Source organism: Mesotoga sp. HF07.pep.5.2.highcov, from assembly GCF_003666285.1.
GTDB lineage: Bacteria > Thermotogota > Thermotogae > Petrotogales > Kosmotogaceae > Mesotoga > Mesotoga prima.
In genome coordinates, this window is sequence record NZ_JFHJ01000027.1 from 1 (window position 1) to 1,233 (window position 1,233).

Genomic DNA, 1,233 nt, shown 5'->3' on the forward strand with positions numbered 1-1,233 from the left:
ATGTTTAAAGTGGCAAACTTCTATCACATGCAAGTCCAGAATGCACTTAAGAAACTTGTTTCGCTCGTCGAGCCAATAATGATATTATTTATTGGGGGATTTATTGGTTTCCTGGCAATAACGATTTATGGTGCTGTATTTGCAATGGAGCAAAGCATTGGATGAGTTTTACCGAACTATTGTGCTGTCTGGTCGTGGTCTCTCTGTGTATCAGCGGCGTGGTACTTGTGTCATCTGACATCATAGCTAGTCTGAAAATTGTTTTAAGCAAAACTGCTTTTGATTCGTTTATTGAAAGCCAGCGTCTCGAAGCAGTTGTTCGTTCGAGGCCCGTTGATGTGTTCTATGATTTCAGATCAAGAAGAGTATCATCACAACTGGGATGGTATTTGAAGACTGTCACTGGGAGAACCCTGAAAACTTCAGGATTCGTTTTAATGGTGATGGCTCTATAGCTATACTTAGCGGGTCGACAACATTGAACTTTGCTGATGGCAGTGTTTTGACAATCCAGCCGGTCACGGGGAAAGTCAGTTATTGAGACTTGGGGGTAAATTATGTTTCAAAGTATGATTACTGCCGTTAATTCAGACGAGGGTTATACGGAAATCGTCAGGGCTGTCGTTGAAGGTCGTTATTTAAAGCCCGTTTTTTCTGTACTTAAGGTGGGTTCGGATTCGCTTGAAGAAGCATCACGAGTATTCTCGGAAAACAATTCTCTTCCTGCCGACGAGATTTTTGTGACTGCCTTCCACCCAAAAGATGTTGTTTTTCAGCATCTCGAAGTTCCACGGGTCAAATCAGTAAAGAATCTGGTAAGTGTAGCTAGCTTCAAGGCAGCATCTCAGTTTTCTCTACCGCCCGACGAAGTCAATGTTGCCTGCTTGAACTCATTGTCTTCACTTCGAACGGGTCTTGTCCCGGCCTTCATTATCACTAAGAAGAGAGCTCTGTACGAATTCATTGGAGAACTGACGGGAAAGAACTTCCCTGAACCTAACATAGTTGATGTGAAACCCTTTTCGATTTTCAAGATTGCTCAGACCAGCGTCTTTGAAGGGAATAATATCGTTTTTATCGTTGATAAGAGCTACTCGCTTCTATTGACACTAAGAGGAGAGGAAGTTGTAGGCTTGAACTACATCAGTGACGGGTTTGATGAAGTGGCGAGCGACTTCAAAGAAGATAACTCTCTATCTCCAAACACTAATATGCAACGAGAGTTTCTTATAG

Annotated in this window: 2 protein-coding genes; both read left to right on the top strand. The window is 42.4% G+C overall.

Going from position 1 to position 1,233, the window contains the following annotated elements; all coding sequences use genetic code 11:
• Entirely contained in the window at positions 1–165 is a 165-nt protein-coding gene (locus BG32_RS17000) for a type II secretion system F family protein (RefSeq protein ID WP_409072638.1), read from the top strand.
• A 392-nt stretch (positions 166–557) separates the two neighbouring features.
• On the top strand, positions 558–1,233 hold a 676-nt coding region (locus BG32_RS00575), incomplete at its 3' end, for a hypothetical protein (RefSeq protein ID WP_121526216.1).

Excerpts from the sequence above, each read along its gene's own strand:
- BG32_RS17000 (WP_409072638.1), top strand. The coding sequence starts at position 1 with ATGTTTAAAGTGGCAAACTTCTATCACATGCAAGTCCAGAATGCACTT.